Source organism: Curtobacterium sp. MCLR17_051, assembly GCF_003234395.1.
Taxonomy (GTDB): Bacteria; Actinomycetota; Actinomycetes; order Actinomycetales; family Microbacteriaceae; genus Curtobacterium; species Curtobacterium flaccumfaciens.
Window position 1 is genome coordinate 83,949 of record NZ_QKTA01000006.1, and the last position, 16,394, is coordinate 100,342.

Below are 16,394 nucleotides of genomic sequence, written 5' to 3' on the forward strand. Positions count from 1 at the left end.
CGACCACGGACGGACGGGAGGCCCGGTGCCAGCTGGCACCGGGCCTCCCGTCCGTCCGTCCGTCATCCGCCCGTGACGGGTGACCGCTCAGGCGGGCTCAGGCACGCGCGCGGCGTCGCCGACTGCGCAGCGTCCACACGAGTCCACCGGCCGCGAGCAGCGCCGCCGCCAGCAGCCCGAGGGGGAGCAGATTCGCGCCCGTCCAGGCCAGTGCGCCGCCCGGCTCGCTGCCGGCGTCCGCGCCGCCGTTGCCCGGCGCTGCCGCGCCCGGCGCACCGGATCCGTTGTCACCCGGCGTCGGAGTGCCACTGCCCGGTGTGCCCGCACCCGGCGAGGTGGTCGGCGCCGGAGCAGCCGCAGCCACCACGGTGAAGGCGGTCCGAGCCAGGGTCACACCGCCGACCGATGCGGTGACGGTCACCCGACCGGACGCGGTGCCCGGCACCCGCAGGTCGGTCGAGAACGCACCACTCGCGTCGGTGTGCGCGGTGGCACCACCGATGCGTGGCGCGGTCGCCAGCGCCACGTCGGTGTCCGCCGGGAACCCGGTGCCGGTCACGGTCTGCGTGTCGCCCGCGTGCACCCGAGGCGACTCGACCCGCAGGACCGGGGTCGCCGCCGCCTTGCTGCTGAAGGTGACGACCGTGCGCTTCGTCACGGACCGCTCGTCGACCGGCACGCTGATGGTGCGCGTGGCGGCGTCGTAGGTCCAGGCGGTGTCCGCGATCACCCGGCCGTCGATGGTGACGGTGCGGGGGCGCTCCGCGTTCGTGAACGTCGCCGTCCACGAGCGGTCCTGCACCTGGCCGGCGAAGGAGCCGTCGGCGGGGGCGATGGCGAGCGAGCCGCCGGTCGCCTGCTGCGTGTAGCGGACGGCGGTGGAGGCGCTGCCCGCCGTGGCCTTCGCGGACGCGGCGGCCGTGGTCATCGCGCTCGACTTCGCGGCGCCGTCCGCGGCGCTGTCCTCGCCGGCGTCTTCGTGCAGGTCGAACGAACCGTTCGCGCCGGTCGCCACCGTCAGGGTGACGGCGTCGAGCGGTGCGGCGTCGTTCTTGACCTGCTCCGAGCGGGTGGGGACGATGCCACCGCTCTTCACGAACACCGGCATGCTGTTCAGGTCGGTCGTCACGTCGGCGGTGGTGCCTCCGGCGTACGTCTTGCCGGTGAACCAGTCCGTCCACGAGCTGCCGGCCGGGAACCAGACGGAGCGGGTCGCCTTGCCGGCGTCGTCGTTCGCGGTGGTGACCGGGGCGACGAGCACGTCCGGGCCGTACAGGTACTCCGAGCCGGCCTGGGCGTAGGACTCCTGCGCCTCGGGGTACTGCAGGTAGAGCGGCTGCAGGATCGGGGTGCCCGTCTCGGTCGCCTGGGCGGCGAGCGTGTAGGTCAGGGGGACCAGGGCCTCGCGGAGGTTCAGGAACCGCTTCGCCGAGGCCTCGGCAGCGGCCGGGTACTGCCACGGCAGTCGGTCGCTGTGGTTGCTGTGCAGGCGGTCGATCGGCTGGAAGGTGCCGAGCTGCACCCAGCGGGCGTAGAGGTCCTCGGGCAGCTGGGTCGTGCCCTCCTCGGCGCCCTCGATGCCGTACTGCGCACCGTTGTGGCCACCGATGTCGTGGCTGACCGAGGCCAGACCGGTCGCGGCGGACTCACCGGGGGTGTAGCCGACCTCGGCGAGCAGCATGTCCCACGACGACGTGGTGTCGCCGGTGAAGTGCACGGTCGTGCGCTTGTCCGCCCACGGGCCCGTCGGGACCGCCTGCGGGTTGCCGTAGCCACCGGCCGTCAGCGAGCCGTACGCCCGCGAGAACGCGAGCCCCCGGCCGCCGAGTGCCTGGTCCGTGTACTTCGCGTACTGCTGGTTGATGAACGCGTCGGGGGTGACGCCGTTCGCGGAGTACTTCGAGTTCTCGCTGCAGCACCAGTCGAGCCACCACATGTCGACGCCCTTCGGCTGCAGCGAGGTGTGCAGGTCGAAGTAGGCCTTGAGCTGGTCGGGGTCGGACCAGTCGAACAGGTACCGGTCGCCGTCGCCCTTGGTGAGTTTGCCCTTCGCGGTGGCCTGGGCCTTCGCGAACTGCGGGTCCTGGCTCGAGATCGACGGGTGGATGTTGAGGGTGTTGTGGATGCCCTCGGCGTGCCAGTCGGCGAGCAGGCCGGTCATGTCCGGGATCCGGGACGGGTCGACCGACCAGCCGTTCCACTTGCTGTCGCCCTGGTTGGTGGGGCTGCCGATCTTGTAGTCGGTGTCGATCGCCATGACGTCGACGGGGACGCCTTCGTCCTCGAACTGCTTCGCGATGGCCAGGTAGTCGGCCTGCGAGCGGTCGTAGTACTCGGAGTACCAGACGCCGTACGCCCAGCGGGGGAGCAGCTTCGTCGGACCGGTCAGGACGGCGAGCTCCTCGAGCGCGTGGCGGTAGTCCGAGCCGTACCCGAAGACGTAGCCGTCCTGGTAGCGCTCGCCGCCGTGGTCGCCGGCGGGGGTGACGGCGTCGGTCGCCTCGTCGTACAGCGCCGAGGCGCTGTCGTCGAGGAGCGACCAGCCGTCCTGGTAGAGCAGACCCGGGTTCGTCTTCACCGATCCGTTGGCGGTGTCGAGGTCGCGTCGGTACCCGCCGAGCGGTGCATGTGCGGCGAGGACCGGCGACGCGGTGTCGACCACGGCGACGGTGTCGAAGTTCACGTTGCAGTTGTTCGCCACGGTCGGGCACCCGATCACGACGTCGTTCGTGCCGGCGGCCAGGTGCACCGGCACGGTGGCGGTGTTCCAGTAGTCCCAGCCGCTCGTCTTCGGGAGCGGTGCAGTGGTCGACTGCTGACCGGTCGGGGCCGCGGTGAGTGTCGGCGCCCCGGCGGAGCCGTTGGCGTAGCGGACCTGCAGGGCGTAGTCGCCCGCGGCCGGCACCCCGGTGACGTGGGTCGTCAGCTGCGCCCCGGCACGCTCGAACCCGGCGACGAAGCCGTCCCCGGCGAAGCCGTTGTGGTTCGTGGCGGTCGTCGCCGGAGCGGTGCGTGCCGAGTCCTCGGCCTGGCACACGGTGCCGAACGCGCAGTCCTCGCCGGTGACCGTGGTGGACGGTGCCGGGTAGGCGTCGCCGGTGCTGACCAGGGCCAGGCTGTCGACGTTCACCCGGCCGGAGTCGTCCGCGGTGCGTTCGATGCGCACGCGGTGCTCGCCCGCCGTCAGGTCGAGGGTCGTGGCGGCGGTGGTCTTCCAGTCGTCCCAGTTCGCGCCGGGTGCGAGCCGGATCGTCTTCGCGGCACCGCCGTCGACGGTCACGCTGAGCGTGCGGGTGGCGACCTGGCCGTCGCCGCCCTGCGAGTTCGCGTAGCGCAGGGCGAGGTCGTACGAGCCGGCACGTGCCGCCGTGGTCGTGAAGGTCATCGCGTTGCCGACGGACTCGAAGCCGGCGGCGAACCCGGCTCCGGTGAAGCCAGCGTGGTCCGTCGCGAGGGACAGGCCGGTGAGTCCGAGCGCCTCGGCCTCGCAGAGCGACCCGATCGTGCACGAGGGGGTCGGCGTCGACACCCACGGCGTGCCGGTGACCTGCTGCCCGGACTCCGTCATCACGGTGGTCTGCAGGGTGTCCTGCGTGAAGGCCCCCGAGCCCTCCTTGTACCGGACGGTCATCGCGCCCGTGTCGAGGGTCAGCCAGCCGTCCCGCTCGGTCTTCGTGAACGTCGTGGGTGCGAAGTCGTCGCGGCCGATGACGTTGAAGGTGCTGCCGTCGGTGAACTGCGAGTCACCCGCGTACTCGGTGCGGATCAGGGTGGGGGAGAGCACCTCGAACCGGGCCTGGCCCGAGACGACGGTGCGGTCAGCGGCCGGGTCCGCGGCGGCCGGGATCGCGGCGATCCCGAGCATGCCGAGGGCGGTCGCAGCGACGATGCCCGACGACAGCGCACGGCGCAGCCCTCGGGATCGGAAGGAGATGGGGCGCAAGTGGGTGCTCCTCGTGGACGTCGTCGTCCATCGGGCCGTGCAACGGCCGTGACCTGCGGGCCGTCCCTGCGGCGGCCCGTTTACAACGCTGTAAACCATACGACCCGGAGGGCTCCCGAGGAAGGGGCAGCCGGGCGTCGGCTCGTTTCGCGGCTTCCGCCGCTCCGGTGAGCGGCGTGGTCGCGTCGTCCGTGGCCCTGGACTCGAGACGCTGACGGCCTGGAGGCACGGTGCCAGCTGTCACCGTGCCTCCAGTCCGTCCGTCACCCCGCTGGGGCGGGGCGCCGGGACAGGCTGGTCATCTCGAGAAGCCGCGGATCCGCGTCGGTGTCACTCGGTGGGTCGCAGGCGACGCCGGCGACGCAGCACCAGCGTCCCGGCGCCGGCCAGGAGGAGCAGTGTCGCGAGCAACGCCGGTCCGACAGGTGACTCCGCTCCGGTCGCGGCCAGCGTGCCCGTTGCCGCCGCCGGGATCGTCGGCGGGGTCGTCGGTGCGCCGGCAGCATGGGTCGCTGGTGCCACGGTCGGCGTCGGCGCGGGCTCCGCGGTGGGCGTCGCGGTCGGTCCTGGCACGGCCGCAGCGATCAGCGGGCTCTCGGTCATCGCCGTGCCGGTCAGGCAGTGCTTGAGCTCGGTCTCCTTCACCCAGTGCGACCCTGCGGCGACCGCACGGCAGCCGGAGGCGAACGCGATCTCCCGCTCGTTGTAGAGCATGCGCACGAGCGGCGTGTAGGTCGCTCCGGTAGCGGGGTCGATGCCTGCACGTGACACGACGTCCCACTGCACGTTCGCAGCCATCGGCGTCACCTCTGAGCCTCGCCACGGGTTGGTGGCGTCGTCGTAGACGTCGGCGTCCGAGGTCGGAGCAGCATTGTCGGGCGCGGCGACGGTGGATCCCGGCAGCCGCAGCAGCGCCGCGAACGGGATGATCGTCTCGGCGTGCGCGAAGCGGAAGGTCGCGACCACGTCACCGCCGGCGACGCGGGCGTCGATCATGGCGAAGAAGTCGTCGAGCAGCGGCTCGGCGATCGAGTAGGTCTCGTCGTGCCCAGCGAGGCTCGGGCCCTTCTCGTAGAAGTCCTCGGCGTCGAGCAGGTACGCGAACCACTCGGCATCCGCCGGCCGGCCAGCGAAGTACTGCGCGAAGTCGAACTGGTGCGGAGCGACATTCTCCTCTTGCATGTCGGCCGCGATGATGTACAGGTTGTACAGCGACATCGCCGCATCGACGGTGCTCTTGATCGACTTCTTCGGATCGCCGCAGGCATCGGGATCGGCCTTGGTGTCGGCACCGGGCGCACACGCCACCGCGCCGCCCTTGGAACCGTCGGCGGTGTTGTACCAGGTGTGTGCCTTGTCCGTGCCGATCGCGGCGATGAACCCGGGTGTGAAGATGCCGGAGAGCAGGTCCTTCGCCGCTTCGACGGATCGCGGCTTCGCCTCGATGTACTGCATGGCTGCGGCGATCGTGCCGCCGTCACCCGTCTGTGCGGCGATGTAGTCCTCGTACGCCTGGGCGCGCTGGCGCTCGGGCGACCCTTCGGCCTTGTCGGTGCCGTCCGGGTTCTCGACCTCGTGGAAGTAGAGCAGGTCAGGGTGCGGTTCGAGCTCGACACCCGTGGCCCCGAAGCCCCGCAAGAAGTTCTCGCCCGACTCCGTCGCGCGAGACTCACCCGAGGTCTCGGCGACCACTCGCCCGCCCGTCTTCGCCGCAGCTGCGAACAGCTGCTTGTTGCGCTGCGCGGCCCGTGCTCCGATGCCCTGGTGCTGAGTGGCGCCCTGACCGGTGAGCATGCCGTAGCCGTTCGCGACGTTCGCCGCGGTGATGGCGTCGAGGTTCGCGGAGAACTCCTTCCCGATCTCCGGCGTCAGGAACCCGTCCTCGGCCTGCGCGGTGGCGGCGAGACGGTGCAGCAGCGCGTCGTACTTGTACGCGGAGAGTCCCCGGGATCCGTGTCGGGCGACCGACTCCGTGGCGACGGGTGCGTAGCCCGTCGGTGCCGGCGAGTAGGCGTCGATGTCCGACTGGCTGGGGGCGATGTACGGCTGTTTGCTGCTGTAGAAGCTGGCCTCGTCAGCGTGCGCAGGTGTCGCGAACACCAGCGAGGCGAGGGCAGCGACGGCAACGCAGGACAGTGCGGTGCGGGTGTTCATGGGTCCTCCGGTATCGGGACCCTCGGGCAGCGGTCCGACAAGCAGAGGTAGCGGCAGCGGGTGAACAGCCCTTGACCGGGGGGTGACCGGATGGTGCTGCCGGGCACGGCGGCGCGCGTGGGACGCGACGACAGGAGCGCAGGCCCTGGACGGGTGCCACTGACGGACTGGAGGCCCGGTGCCAGCTGGTACCGGGCCTCCAGTCCGTCAGTTGCGGGCCACCGAGACCTGCCTAGCTGTGCCCGGATCGTCGGGTCAGCTTCGAGCTGACGACGCCGTAGAGCAGCCAGGCGACGACAACGACGAGTGCGACCGTGCCGTACATCGCCGGCAGGGCGCCCTGCACCAAGAACGGCACGAGCAAGAGACTGACCACGCCGAGGACGGCCAAGGTGATCTTGTAGCTGCGAGGAGACATCAGACCTTCCTGACTTGCACTGGCTGGCGCCCTTGTCGAGAACGAGCGGGTTCCACCCCGAGAGCGGGGTTCCGGAGAGCCCGTGCCCATCATCGGATGATGACGACGAGCTTGCCTGACCGGGTCCCGTCCTCCATGTCGCGGTGGGCCTGCACGATCTCCTCGAGTGGATACACCTTCGCGATCGGGACCTGCACGGTGCCGGCTGCGACGGTGTCGAGGAACGTCTGCAGCACCGATGCCGGCAGGTCGCTCGCTTCGCCGGAGTACGCGGTGAGGCGCACCCCGTTGGGGATCACCGCCATCGGGTAGAAGTCGGGGATGGTCCAGACGTCGGAGAGCATCCCGCTGAACGACACGGTGCCGTGGACGGCTGTCGCCCGGAGCGTGTCGGGCAGCGTGTCTGTGCCGATCAACTCGACCGCTCCGTTGACGCCGTCCGGCACGATTCGACGGACCGTGTCGGCGATCCTGCCCGAGTCCACCACGACGTGGTCCGCACCAGTGGTGTGCAGTCGCTCCGTGCGGTCCGGGTTGCGAGTGGTGGCGATGACGGTCATGCCCTGCTGCTTCGCCAGCACGATGCACGCCAGGCCGATCGACGACGTGCCACCGCGGATCAGGATCGTGTCGCCCCGGCGGGCACCGACGCCCACGGTGAGCGAACCGTGTGCGGTCTGCAGCATCTCGGGGACGGCGCCGAGCAGGGACCAGTCGAGGCTGCTCCGGAACGGCACGACGCTGCTGGCCGGAACGACGGTGTACTCGGCGTAGCCCCCGTCGAAGTCGCGACCCATCCCGCCCATCAGCCCGGCTACTTGGGTACCGGCGGGGAACTCTCCACCTGGGACTGCCTCCACGGTCCCGACGGCTTCGATCCCGGGCACCCGTGGGAAGGTCCCGAAATGGCCCATGCCGCGGCGGAAGTGCAGCTCGGACCGGTTGAGCCCGAACGCTTCCACACGGATCAGCACCTGGCCCGGGCCTGGGATCGGGATCGGCAGCTCACGGAGGTGCAACACGTCGGGGCCACCGGGTGCGTCGATCACGACGGCCCGCATGGTGGCCGTCATCGCCTTGCCTCCAACGTCGACTGCAGGCGCTCGAGTGCCGCGATGCCGTCTGCGATCGCCGTGGCATCGGCATCCGAGAGCACGGCGTCCAGCGCTTGGTCGAACCGCTCGTCCGCGAGGGCGAAGGCGTCTCTCCCCTGGGGTGAGAGCACACTGCGGACACTGCGCCGATCGTCCGGGTCCGTCGAACGCTCGAGGAAACCATCGGCGGCGAGCCGGTCGAGCAAGCGACTGGCTGCAGCGATCGACGTCCCGACGCCGGTCGCGACGTCCTGCACCCGGGCGCCCGATGGGGCTGCCTGGACGATCCGCAACACTTCCAGTCGGGCCAGGCTCAGCACACCCTCGCCCCGCATCCGCTTCTCGACCGCGTTCCACACGTCGGTCTCGTGCCGCACCAGCGCGGCGAAGTACTCGTGCAGACGCGCCGCTCGCCCGGTCCGGTCATCCGCGGCGTCGATTCCAGGGAGGGGGGCGAGGTCCGTGCTCATGCTTCGACTCTACGGCATCTACTTGCTATGTAAAGTAGTTGCCCATGACCACAGACACACGCCTCTCGTTCCTGCGATTCGTCGACTTCATCAACAGCGCCGACCCGTCCATCGGTGAGACGGTCATCGCACCGGAGGCGGCGTTCTTGACGCCGTTCTCGCCCGAGCCGCTGCGCGGGCTGCCGGGGTACCTGCAAATCCTGACGATCATGCGGGGCGCGTTCTCCGACATCCAGTGGAGCATCGACCGGATCGTCGTCGAGGGCGACACGGTCGCAGCACGTTTCGAACTCCGCGGCACGCACGACGGCGAGTTCCTCGGTGTCCCCGCTACGGGGAGGACGGTGGTCGCGAACGCGAGCAACTTCTACCGTTTCGACGAGGGACTGATCGTCGACGAGGTCGGTCAGCCGGACGTGCTCAGCATCCTCGGGCAGATCGGGGCGCTCCCGCCGGCACTCGGCTGAACGGTCACCGTTGAACGCCCTCGAGAGCCCACCCGTTGTCGCAGATGCGCATCGGGGGAGTGAGTGACCTGGAACCGTGGATGCTGCTCGGGTTCGGCGAGGACGTGCCCTGATCGCTACGGTGATGCGCGCGCAGCCTCGGGCGGCAGCGGCGTCCGTTGGCAAGGTGCATGGATGCAGACCGAGGACGCTTGGCAGATCGCAACCCATTTCCGTCACCGACGCTGTTCGCGGGGGAGTTCGCCGAGTTCTCCAGTCGAGACTGCACCGCGGTCGAGTGTTCGGGCGTGACCCGCGGTCGTCGTCGAGGAGGTCCGGAGCGCAGCCGGTGACGGACTGGGTGTGGCCGCCACATCCCGGCACGGACGTCACTTCGCCAGCGCGCGCGGATCGCGGAGAGTCGAGAGTTAGATGGACGCATGTTCTCTCGCGTTCCGCCTCGTGTAGTCGGCCTTGCGTTCGGTCTCGGGGCTCTGGTCGCGGGGCTCGTGATGGCGCTCCTCGGTGCGGGCGTCCAGTACGTCGGACTCGTAGCGGGAGGGCTGGTCATCGCGGCGATGGGATTGCTGGCTGCGATCGTCGGCGCGATCGGCTTCGCACTCCACGGGTCCGCCAGACCCGGGCATGACCGGTCGAAGCGAACCTGAGTCGCTGACAGGCTCGTTCGGTGGTCGATCTGTTACCGAACGGCGATCGTCCTGAGTGGTGAGCACATCGCCACGACGACGGCGCCGGCGAACACGAGGGTCACCGCGAGCAGCGCGACGCCATCTCCAGCGACGGTCATGAGCGCGCCGCCACCCACTGCTCCTGCAGCCGCGAGAGTTCTGTTCGCGCTGCGCATCGTGCCGTTCATCCGACCGAGCAGCGCGTCGGGTGTAACGGTCTGGCGGAGACTCATCTCGTTCGCGTTCTCGCAGCCCGCTGCAGCGCCGTGCACGGCGAAGGCGACGAACAACACCGCGACAGTCGCCGGTGTTCCTGCGGTGCCGGTGCCAACCGTCGTGAGCGTGATGGCGGCCCAGGCGATCGGGTACCCGGCTCGAGCGGCGATGATCGTCCGGCCGGCACCGAAGCGGGAGCCGAGGCGAGGCGCCGCAGTGGCGCCGAGGAGCATCGCGACACCGCTGACGGCGAGGATGCCCCCGTACACGACCGCTGGGAGCGCGAAGGTGCGGAGCGCGAGTGTCGCGAACACCGTCAGTCCGGCGGCGTTGGCGAGGAACCAGAGATGTGTCGACAGCGCCAGCGGTGCGAGCGTCGCATGACCGTACGTCCGCCGCAGACCGTCGGCGATGTCGCTCCGCAACCGCGCACCCGCCGTGCGCGCTGGCGTCTGCTCGATGACGCGGACGCGCGCGATGAGGACGGCGTCGATGAAGTAGCTCACCGCGTCGAGGGCGATCGCGACCGGCGCGGTCACGATGCTGACCAGGACACCTCCGAGAGCCGGGCCCACCGTCTGCGCTGCCGCATCACTCTGGTCGACCCGCGCATTCGCCGCCAGGAGGAGCGGGCGAGGGACGATTCGAGGGAGGAGGGACTGCGTCGCGGCGAATCCGATGACGGACAGGATGCCGAACACGAACAACGCCGCCGCCGTCACCCAGAGGTTCAAGAGCCCGGTGAACCAGAGCACCGGGATCGCGCCCAGGCACACGCCACGACCGACACTCGCCCAGATCAGGAGTGGCTTGCGCCGGAATCGATCGACGTACGCGCCGACGATCAGCCCGAACAACGCGTACGGGAGGAACTGGGCAGCGTTCACCAGCCCCACCTCGAACGGGCTGGCGTGCAGCACGGTCACGACGAGAACCGGTACGGCGACCGCGCTGACTGCTGATCCGAACGATGAGACGGTCGCAGCGGACCAGTACGGGCGGAACCCGGGCACTCCACGCAGCGTGGTCGCGTCCTCGCCCATGCGCCAACGCTGGCAGACAGCGACGCTGCGAGCAAGACAGTTCGCCCAAGACACTGTTCAAGCGTCGATGTCGGTCGGCTCGGCGACTTGTACGCGTCCCGGCAAACCCCGGACCGCTCTGTGCCAAGCCCAGGCGGCGGCGAGGAACACACCCGTGGCGATGAGCCAGAGCAGCCAGGGCGTGCGCGAGTCCAAGAGTCCGAGAGTGAGCGGGAACAGTGCCATGCCGATCGAGCTCGCGGTCTGGAACACCCCGATCGCTCGGCCGCGGATTCGAGGGTGTGGAGCTTCGGCCATGACCGCGTTGGCGGCCGGGAGGTAGATCATGTCCGCAGCTGCCAGCAGGATCGCGACCACGATGACGAAGGACCACGCCGCCAGCCCGTGCAGCGGAGGAAGAACGATGAGCGGTGCTGCGGTCGCGGCAGTCAAGACTGCACCGAGCGCGATGAGCGTTCCACGCTGCTGACCAGCAACCCAGCGGGTCACGGAGGTCTGGAGCAACGCGCACAGGCCCGTAGCGACAGCGAACTGGACGGGCGCGACCGCTGGGGACATGCCCCACTGCTCGACGAACAGAACGCTGAACGCGACGTTCGGCAACACCATTGCGGGGCCGATGAGGAACTGTCCGAGCGTGATGAGTCGCATCGACCGGTCGGCGATGAAGGAACGAAGTGACCCGGTCGTGTCCGCCCCTTCCGCATCTGCGGGGGCGGACGGAGGCGTGGATCGATGCCCGGTGGGTTGCGTCGCGAACACGCCGGCCGCCAGAACGCTGGTGACGACGTTGGCGAGGACCAGCCACCGCAACCCGTCTTGGTGGCCGTTCGCGAGGGTGACCGCGGCGATGATCGCGCCAGCGCCGAGCGCTGCGGCCTTCGTCGCTTCGAGGAACGCGAACCACCGCTCGAACGGGCGGCCTTCAGCGAGGTCGTGGACGTACGCGGTCCATGAGGTCCAGTAGAGCCGCTCGGAGCCGTTGGCGAGGAAGATCGCCGCGAAGATCATCATCGGGTCATGGGCGAACAGGTAGAGCGTGAAGCCCGCTGCCGAGAGGAGGTTGTTGAGGATCATCGACGCCTTCGCGCCGAATCGATCGGTGAGGACGCCACCGACCAGTCCGATCGGGAGAGCAACCAGCGTCGCGACGGTGGAGACGGCCCCGAGCACTGCAAGCGGCACGTCGGTGGTGATGGTGAAGTAGACGATCGTCAGTGGCAGCGTGAGGCCGGCGCCGATGGTGTCGGTCAAGACTGCAAAGGTGACGAAACGGTGTTCGCGCAAGCTCGCGAGTGAGGCCCGAAACCGGGCAGGGGTGAAGAACATGGATGTGGTCCCGTGAAGTCGTCGCGCCGTCGTCGCACGACGGCGCGGGCAAGCAGAAGCACGCGAGCAGAACGCTCGCGGCGGGGAGGGGCCGACCTTCGTGGTCAGCTCAGTTCTGCGTTGCCATGACTCCGGGAGGGATCGGCCGCGGTCCGACGAACTCGGGCGCAGGCTTGGTGGAGAACAGTCGACGAGGGGCACAGAACGGCATCGTTGCCACCCTTCGCCATCATCGGACCAGTTGAACGAACGCTAGCAGCGCTCAAGATGAGAGATCAACGTGCCGCCTCAATTGGTGCCCCCTCCACGGGACGCACCCCGCCGTCCGCGCTCGGCGCACTGACAGGCTCGTTGTTCAGGGCTCCGACGTCACGTCGTCACTTGTTGGCTTCGTCGATCAACGTCGTCAACACACTGCGATTGATCGGACCGAGGATGCGGGCGCTCACCCGGCCCTCCTTGTCGAGAATGATGGTTGCCGGCGTCGAGTTGGGGGCGTTCGTCCCGGAAAATGCGAGTTGCACGGCCGCGTCCTGGTCAACGGCGTTGCTGTACGAGACGTCGTGCTCCTTCACGAAGGCACGCGCCGTCGCTGCCGAGTCCCGGACATCGACGCCGAGGAACGACGCCTGGGCGTGCCGATCATCGCTGACGGCTTGGAGGTCCTTCGCCTCGACGCGGCAGGGTGCGCACGACGCGTACCAGAAGTTGAGGACGAGCGCCTTGCCACGGTACTGATCGGCACGGATGACCTTGCCGTCGAGGTCATGGGTCTCGAAAGTGACCCGTTCACCACGATCGTTCGCGGCGAACTCCGTGACAGCGCCGTCTCCCGAGATGTAGTTCTGCGTGCCGCCTTCGCGGTACTGCTTCGCGAGGCCGTCGCTGCCTCCCGTGCAGCCGGTGAGCGTCACCGCGACCGCGACGGCGACGCCGACCAACAGTGCAGGACCCCCGACTCGACGTTGCCTCATTGCGCCAGGGTATGCGCGCTGGCGGCCACTCTGGTGTCCGTCAGCAGATGCCCTACAGAGATGGCCGAGTCATGAGTTCTGCCACTTCGACGACCGCGTCGTCCGGCATCTCGGGGTAGTAGTTCTCGCGGAGCTGTTCCCCGAAGCGCCGCATGTCCGTCCCCGGAGGCTGATGCGCCTGTTCTGCCGTGAGGGTGTCGAGCCGGTACCGGTGCACGGCGGTGATCGCGCCGGTCAACGGTTCGGCGGTCGGGTGATCGTCGAAGACGAACGTCGCCGCGCCGACCTGTACGGACTCGTTCCACCGCACGGTGGTGACCTTCTCGCCGCGGATGATCGCTTCGTGGTGCTTCTGATGGAAGTGGACGGTACCTGGGGCTGTGTCGGCCACGCTCCCAGCTTGCCGGACGTCGCGGAGTGAGTGCGTCCCCTGTCACGCTGAGGACTCAACGATCGAGGAGGACCGGCAACTCGCGATCGGTCTCGGCGACCTGGGTGAGCTTCATGGCGACTGGTCGGAGCGGCCGTGACATCAACACCTTGTTGAGGAGCCCGCGGAGCGCGAGCGCCAGTCGGGACTGCGGGTACGCCAGTGCCTTGAGTCCGCGAGGGAGGTCCTGCACATCGTCGACCAGCGGGCGCATCCACTTCTCGTACGCGGTCAGCGCTGCCTCCTGGTCCTGCGTCACGTCGGCGAGCTCCGCGGCAAGGACGTACCCGGCGGTGAGCGCGAGTGAGGCGCCGCCGCCACCCATCGGTGTGACGCACCATCCGGCGTCACCGGCCATCACGACGTGGCCGCGGTGCCAGGTCCGCATGCGGATCTGCTGGAGCTGGTCGATGTAGACGTCCGGGGACGTGTCGAGCGCGTCCAGGACCCGTGGCGCCTCCCACCCGACTCCGTCGTACCTGCGCCGCACCGCCGCCAGCGTCTGCTCATGAGTCAGACCGATGACGTCGTCCCCGGGAGAGTAGGCGAGGATCGCGCGGGTGGTGCCGTACGGGTCGGGTCGCAGGTGGACCTGGCGTCCGCGAACGGCGTTGTGCCACCGCCAACGGTCGTCATCGCTGTCGGTCCGCGGGATGGTCCCGAACACCATGGTGACGTCGAGGTCGCGCTGGTCGACGTCGCCCTCGGCGAAGACCATCGCACGGGTCCGAGACCGCACACCCTCGGCGATGACGAACAGGTCCGCGCTGAGGCGCTGTCCATTCGCGGTAGTCACGGTGACTCCCGCAGCGTCGTCGGCGACGTCCGACACGGTGTCCCCGTAGATGAAGGAGACGCCGGCCGGCAGGTTGTCGAGGATCGTCCGAGCGAGGTCGCCGCGCAGGATCTCGAGTTCCGCTGTCGCGCCGCCGGCCCCGTCGGAGGGCAGTTCGGCGGTGACGGCCCCTCGCCCGTCGACGAGCACGGTGCCCGTCTCGGTGGTGTTCCGTGCCTTCACGGCGTCGAACAAGCCCATCTTGCGCAGCACGTCGCGCGCGACGCCTCGGACGTCGACGTTCTGTCCGCCGTCACGGAACGCAGCGGCGCGTTCGATGACGGTCACGTCCCATCCGGTCCGGCGGAGCCAGTAGGCGGTCGACAGGCCAGCGATACTGGCTCCTGAGATGACAGCGGTGCGGTTTGCCATAGTGTTCCTCCGTTGTGAGCTTTACAGTAAAGATACTGCACAGTAAAGGAATTCGATGGACGACGTGTTCGAGGCGGAGTGGGATGCACCCCAGGTCGAGGTGATGGAAGCGCTCCAGACCTGGGCGGTGGCGTTCGCGGAGCTCAACCAGCTGATGTCCTCCTGGCTCGACCTGCCGACCACAGATGCGAACGCCCTCGGACAGGTGCTCTGGGCCGACTCGTCCGGGGACCCGCTGTCGCCCGCACGGCTCGGGCAGCGGATCGGTATGACCTCCGGCTCGGTGACGGTGCTGCTGAACCGCTTGGAAGCGGCCGGTCTGCTCGCACGCAGCCGCGAGCACGCCGACCGGCGCCGGGTGACGCTCCGTCCGACACCGGCGGCACGGGAACGTGCGCGGGCGTTCACGGAGCGGTCGACCGCCGAGATCGCTGCCGCCCTGCAACAGGTGCCTGCAGCGGAGCTGGAGCACCACGCCGCGTTCATCCGCCGCATGGTCGGTGCCGCGTCGGACGCTGCGGACCGGCTCCGCAGGTAGCGGCCGTCGATTGCGGGGAGCGGCGTGGATCGGTCGGTCACTCATGGCCGGGGTCCTCGTCTAGGTGCTACCGCCCACGATCGTCCGGATCCGCCGCGCGCGCCGGTCCGTCGAGGAGCACCCGTCAGCGGACCCGGCATGGGAGCCGGAGCCCGTCGCCTCCTGAGCTCGGGTGCCAGCGCTGTTCTTTCCGCTCAGGACCCGACCGGGGGCTGGCGCCAGGGTCGTCGTCATCGATCTGGGGCGTCACCGTCTCCGTCGAAGACCTGCCGGTTGCCGGCGATCACCTGCTGGTGTTCCCGCACCCAGTCGGCGAGGGCGAGGGCCACGTACTGCAGCGACCGTCCGAGGTCGGTGAGCTCGTACTCGACGCGCGGCGGCACCTCGGCGTGGACCGTCCGCGAGACGAGCCCGTCGCGCTCGAGTGCGCGCAGCGTCACGGTCAGCATCCGGCGTGAGATGCCGGGAATGACCTCGGAGAGCTCGGTGAACCGCCGCCGCTCGTCACCGAGCACGCCGATCACCAACAGCGTCCACTTGTCGCCCATCCGGGACAGCAGCGACCGGAAGAGTTCCGGGTCCTCACTCGTGCACAGCTCGGCCATCGTGGGCATCGACTGGTGGAGTCGGGCCTGCAACTGGTCCAGCGCGGTCTGGTCCGTCATGGGGTCTCCCGTGGTTACTGCCGGGTAACAGGGGATCGTTTGCGGTAACGGGAACCCGGCGGGCAGGGTTACTCATCGTAACCGAAGCCCGGGTCGTCGACTCGGGAACGATCGAAGGAGTGTCATGACCCTGTTCCGCCTGGACGCCAGCATCCGCACCGAGGGCTCCACCAGCCGAGCACTCGGCGACATCGTCGAGACCGAGTGGAGTGCCGTGCACGCGGGCTCCGAGGTGACCCGCCGTCACGTCGGCACCGATCCCGTGCCCGCCGACAGCTGAGCCGACGCCGTCGCCGCATCTGCGACGCCCGAGTCCGAGCGCACTGCGGCCCAGGTTGCCGCGGTCGCCCTGGCCGCCGAGCTGACCGACGAGCTCGCCGGTGCCGACGCCCTGCTGTTCGCCGTGCCGCTCTACAACTTCGGCGTCTCGCAGCACTTCAAGTCCTACGTGGACCTCGTGCTGACCGACCCGCGCATGGCACCCGGCGCCGTGCCCGCGACCGCGGGCAAGCCGGCCGTCCTCGTCACGGTGCAGGGTGGCAACTACTCCGCAGGCACACCCCGGGAGGGCTGGGACCACGCCACGGCCTGGATGCGCCGCATCCTCGAGGACGTCTGGCAGCTCGACCTCGACGTGGTGACGCGCGAGTTCACGCTCGTCGGGGTGAACCCCGCCCTCGATCAGTTCACGGAGCTGGCCGACGAACTGCGGGTCCGCGCCGAAGAGCAGGCGGCCCGGCACGGCCGCACGTTGGCGGCCGTGCCGAAGGCTGCGTGA

14 protein-coding genes and 1 pseudogene are annotated in these 16,394 nt (G+C 69.4%); 4 read left to right on the plus strand and 11 right to left on the minus strand.

Annotated features, from left to right (window positions below; all coding sequences use genetic code 11):
• Positions 1 to 97: 97 nt before the first annotated feature.
• The 5 genes from DEJ06_RS07450 to DEJ06_RS07470 all read right to left on the minus strand — a co-directional run bounded on the left by DEJ06_RS07450 (position 98) and on the right by DEJ06_RS07470 (position 8,079).
• Entirely contained in the window at positions 98 to 3,943 is a 3,846-nt protein-coding gene (locus tag DEJ06_RS07450; protein WP_220036496.1) for a TIM-barrel domain-containing protein, read from the minus strand.
• Between the two features lie 330 nt (positions 3,944 to 4,273).
• Positions 4,274 to 6,097, minus strand: coding sequence for a histidine-type phosphatase (locus DEJ06_RS07455; protein ID WP_111038899.1), 1,824 nt, complete (start codon positions 6,095 to 6,097; stop codon positions 4,274 to 4,276).
• Positions 6,098 to 6,329: 232 nt separating this feature from the next.
• Positions 6,330 to 6,515, minus strand: coding sequence for a hypothetical protein (locus DEJ06_RS07460; protein ID WP_111038900.1), 186 nt, complete (start codon positions 6,513 to 6,515; stop codon positions 6,330 to 6,332).
• Positions 6,516 to 6,604: 89 nt separating this feature from the next.
• Complete coding sequence (locus DEJ06_RS07465; RefSeq protein WP_111038901.1) at positions 6,605 to 7,588, minus strand: zinc-binding alcohol dehydrogenase family protein; 984 nt, start codon at positions 7,586 to 7,588, stop codon at positions 6,605 to 6,607.
• On the minus strand, positions 7,585 to 8,079 hold the full coding sequence (locus DEJ06_RS07470) for a MarR family transcriptional regulator (RefSeq protein WP_111038902.1): 495 nt from the start codon (positions 8,077 to 8,079) through the stop codon (positions 7,585 to 7,587). The genes DEJ06_RS07465 and DEJ06_RS07470 overlap by 4 nt, the downstream gene beginning before the upstream one ends.
• A 44-nt stretch (positions 8,080 to 8,123) precedes the next feature.
• Here DEJ06_RS07470 and DEJ06_RS07475 point away from each other — a divergent pair, with 44 nt between their 5' ends.
• A complete protein-coding gene (locus tag DEJ06_RS07475; protein WP_110864774.1) occupies positions 8,124 to 8,546 on the plus strand; it encodes an ester cyclase in 423 nt (140 codons plus the stop codon).
• Positions 8,547 to 9,225: 679 nt separating this feature from the next.
• Here the strand turns inward: DEJ06_RS07475 and DEJ06_RS07485 are convergent.
• The 5 genes from DEJ06_RS07485 to DEJ06_RS07505 form a co-directional block, all read right to left on the minus strand.
• A complete protein-coding gene (locus tag DEJ06_RS07485; RefSeq protein ID WP_111038904.1) occupies positions 9,226 to 10,473 on the minus strand; it encodes an MFS transporter in 1,248 nt (415 codons plus the stop codon).
• Positions 10,474 to 10,530: 57 nt separating this feature from the next.
• The gene (locus tag DEJ06_RS07490; protein WP_181436787.1) at positions 10,531 to 11,727 is read right to left on the minus strand and encodes an MFS transporter; all 1,197 of its coding nucleotides are present in this window, start codon (positions 11,725 to 11,727) and stop codon (positions 10,531 to 10,533) included.
• 452 nt (positions 11,728 to 12,179) lie between these two features.
• On the minus strand, positions 12,180 to 12,776 hold the full coding sequence (locus DEJ06_RS07495) for a TlpA disulfide reductase family protein (protein ID WP_111038906.1): 597 nt from the start codon (positions 12,774 to 12,776) through the stop codon (positions 12,180 to 12,182).
• Between the two features lie 52 nt (positions 12,777 to 12,828).
• Positions 12,829 to 13,167 (minus strand): ASCH domain-containing protein, encoded by a 339-nt coding sequence (locus tag DEJ06_RS07500; protein ID WP_111038907.1) that lies wholly within the window; start codon positions 13,165 to 13,167, stop codon positions 12,829 to 12,831.
• A gap of 55 nt (positions 13,168 to 13,222) precedes the next feature.
• Positions 13,223 to 14,413 carry an FAD-dependent monooxygenase gene (locus tag DEJ06_RS07505; RefSeq protein ID WP_111038908.1) on the minus strand — a complete coding sequence of 397 codons (1,191 nt, stop codon included), beginning with the start codon at positions 14,411 to 14,413 and terminating at the stop codon, positions 13,223 to 13,225.
• A gap of 55 nt (positions 14,414 to 14,468) precedes the next feature.
• Here DEJ06_RS07505 and DEJ06_RS07510 point away from each other — a divergent pair, with 55 nt between their 5' ends.
• On the plus strand, positions 14,469 to 14,951 hold the full coding sequence (locus DEJ06_RS07510; protein ID WP_111038909.1) for a MarR family winged helix-turn-helix transcriptional regulator: 483 nt from the start codon (positions 14,469 to 14,471) through the stop codon (positions 14,949 to 14,951).
• A gap of 230 nt (positions 14,952 to 15,181) precedes the next feature.
• Here DEJ06_RS07510 and DEJ06_RS07515 read toward each other — a convergent pair whose 3' ends face one another.
• Positions 15,182 to 15,616 (minus strand): helix-turn-helix domain-containing protein, encoded by a 435-nt coding sequence (locus DEJ06_RS07515; RefSeq protein WP_309146904.1) that lies wholly within the window; start codon positions 15,614 to 15,616, stop codon positions 15,182 to 15,184.
• A gap of 124 nt (positions 15,617 to 15,740) precedes the next feature.
• Between DEJ06_RS07515 and DEJ06_RS18565 the strand changes: the two genes are divergently transcribed.
• Positions 15,741 to 15,896 carry a hypothetical protein gene (locus tag DEJ06_RS18565; RefSeq protein WP_258372443.1) on the plus strand — a complete coding sequence of 52 codons (156 nt, stop codon included), beginning with the start codon at positions 15,741 to 15,743 and terminating at the stop codon, positions 15,894 to 15,896.
• Positions 15,897 to 15,941: 45 nt separating this feature from the next.
• A pseudogene (locus DEJ06_RS07520) lies at positions 15,942 to 16,394 on the plus strand (NAD(P)H-dependent oxidoreductase); the annotation flags it as partial.